Origin of the sequence: Mesobacillus sp., from assembly GCF_049588175.1 — a bacterium.
Taxonomy (GTDB): domain Bacteria; phylum Bacillota; class Bacilli; order Bacillales; family Cytobacillaceae; genus Mesobacillus.
The window spans coordinates 1-2,717 of sequence record NZ_JBAVFI010000521.1 but is presented as its reverse complement, the minus strand read 5'-3'; the positions used below and the strand labels follow the sequence as shown (position 1 = coordinate 2,717).

Below are 2,717 nucleotides of genomic sequence, written 5' to 3'. Positions count from 1 at the left end.
CAATTGAGCTTGCCCGCTCCGCAAAACTGGGCATATCTGGAGAAGTTCAATATCCTAAAAGTCGGACCATGAGTTTTTTTCCTCGAGAAGTGGATAAAATTAAATATAGGATTCTTCAGCCTGAACAAGTGATTCGGATGAATGATAGGCATCTGCTTTTAAGTTAAAGCAGGTGTTTTTTTATTTTATAGGGTGATTACGCCCCCCTTTGGGGTAAAGGTATGGAAATAGTTTTATATAAAAGGAGGATCCTATTATGAATGGTTTTATAAAAAGCGGGTTTCTTCTAGGTTTAGGAGCGGCAGTTGCAGGAAAAGAAAAGCTAGATGAAACTTTTATGAAGCTGATCGAAAAAGGCAGCATGACACAAACAGAGGCAGATACTATATTTGATGATTTTTTCAAAAAAGGAGAAACAAAAAGCGAGGAGTGGAACCAGGAATTTAGGCAAATGACAAAAAGTCAGCTGAGCGAGCTTGGATTTGTGACAAGGGAAGAATTAGATACAATCCAAGCACAGCTTGTCTTGCTCCAGCAGGAATTGACACAGCTGCGAAACAATAAATCAAATACGGATTTGGATCAGACGGATCAAGGGATAGACAGTATTCCTCCTGGCTTTTCAAAAGACGTGAAATAATAGCAGGTGACGGAATGTTGACAGAGCGTTTGAGAAGGTTGAATAGATATAGAGAAATAGCATCAATATTAGTGAAGTATGGATTTGGGTATGTTCTGGAAGAGGTAGGGCTGTTTCATGTTCTTTCCTTAAAAGACAGAATCGTTGCTGAAGTGAAGCATGGGAATACTAAGGAAGCAGGGTACCGGATCAGGTGCATGCTGGAGGAATTAGGACCGGCATTTATAAAACTTGGTCAGCTGCTCAGCATTAGGAGCGACCTTCTTCCAGTTGAAATCGTTAAGGAATTAGAAATGCTTCAGGATCAGGTTCCACCTGTTCCTGTAGAAGAAATAAAAGCGAAAATCCTTCAGGAATTTGGCAGGCCGGTTGAAGAAGTATTTCAATCATTTAATGAAGAATGTATTGCCGCAGCTTCAATTGGTCAGGTTCATGAGGCAGTACTTCCATCAGGTGAAGCTGTCATGGTCAAAGTACAGCGCCCAGGCATCAGGCAGGTTGTGTATACAGACCTCGAAATTCTTATGGATCTTTCAAAACTAATTGAACAGCGATATGACTGGGCTGAATATTACAATATAACCGAGATGGTAGAAGAATTGTCTGAGTCGGTCCGCAGAGAACTCGATTACTCAGAGGAAGCTCGAAATACCGAGATTGTTCAGAGGCAATTCAAAGATTGTGAATCTATAAAAGTACCGACGATATTTCATGATTATTCGACCGACCAAATCCTTACTATGGAAAAAACAAATGGCATAAAGGTGAATGAACTGCACACAATGGCTGCTACAATAGATGAAAAGCGGAAGATTGCTGATTTACTGGTAAGTTCCTTTATTACCCAAATATTAAGAGAAGGCTTTTTTCATGGAGATCCTCACCCTGGCAATATTCTATATACCCCTGAAAACCAACAGCTGGTTTTCATAGATTTTGGACAAGTCGGAAGGCTTTCGGCAAGCATGAGGTATGATTCATCTTCTATGATGATGGGTATCTTGCATGAGGATACTCATCAAATTGTAAAGGCGATTTTCAGGATGGCGTACGTTCCTTCTGATATAAATGAAAGGCACTTTTATGATGATGTGGAAGCGATCAGAAAAATGGTTGATCACTCTCCTCAGGAGGGTCTAAGTTTAGGATTGACCGTCAAGGAACTGTTTTCAGCGGCGCAAGAACACCGCATCATTTTGCCTAAGGAAATGACGATGATGGGGAAGGCACTTGTTACAATTGAAGGTATCATTTCTGAAATGGACCCCAGCCTGGATATGATCGCACTTGCCAAGCCATATGGTGAACAACTCATGAGGGAACGGTATAACCCGTTAAAAATGGGCAAAAAGCTTTGGAACAAGGCTGAGGATTTGACAGATACGATAACCAACATCCCTAAAAAAGTGGAGGATGTTCTAGATCAGACTTCTAAGGGAGATTTGAAATTTGAAATCAGCCTTTCGGAAATCAACAGGATCCTTCATAAATTTGATCGAATCAGTAATCAGGTTTCATTCAGTTTAACACTTCTTGCATTTAGCATTGTTGTTCTTGGTCTAATCGTGGGTGCAACCTTTGGGAATAATACCATGCTGACTAGCGTGCCGGCGATTGAGATTGGATTTGTCATCGCTTTTATGATGTTCCTATGGATCATTTATTCAATTTTAAAATCAGGCAGGTTCTAGTTGAAACTGTATGGGAAAGGCGATGTGGCTGCATCGTCTTTTTTCTGGTGGGAAAAGTGGAATTCTTTCAATAAGTCGCGCTTTATATATGTAAAAATTCAGACAAAAATTACCCATGCCTGTATATGTTTTTGTGCTACGATATGAAGGTGACACTAAGTATCTGAAAGGAGAAAATTATGTTCATTGAGAAAAATGTTATTTCGATTGATGAAAAATTAAAGGATGTGGTTTTTGACGAAATTGGAGAGCTTTATAATTATGCGAATGAGTATTACGGAGAATATTTGCTGGATTTGATAAATGATTTTACCGAAAAAATGTATCAAGAAGATACCTTATCATCAATGATGATTTCTCATATTATTTCGTGGGGGATCCTATGT

The 2,717-nt window shown here is 39.4% G+C and carries 3 protein-coding genes; all 3 read left to right on the top strand.

Going from position 1 to position 2,717, the window contains the following annotated elements; all coding sequences use genetic code 11:
* Positions 1-256: 256 nt before the first annotated feature.
* Positions 257-640 (top strand): phasin family protein, encoded by a 384-nt coding sequence (locus tag WB217_RS12730; RefSeq protein ID WP_423993589.1) that lies wholly within the window; start codon positions 257-259, stop codon positions 638-640.
* A 14-nt stretch (positions 641-654) separates the two neighbouring features.
* The gene (locus WB217_RS12725; RefSeq protein ID WP_423993588.1) at positions 655-2,331 is read left to right on the top strand and encodes an ABC1 kinase family protein; all 1,677 of its coding nucleotides are present in this window, start codon (positions 655-657) and stop codon (positions 2,329-2,331) included.
* Between the two features lie 179 nt (positions 2,332-2,510).
* On the top strand, positions 2,511-2,717 hold a 207-nt coding region (locus WB217_RS12720), incomplete at its 3' end, for a hypothetical protein (RefSeq protein ID WP_423993587.1).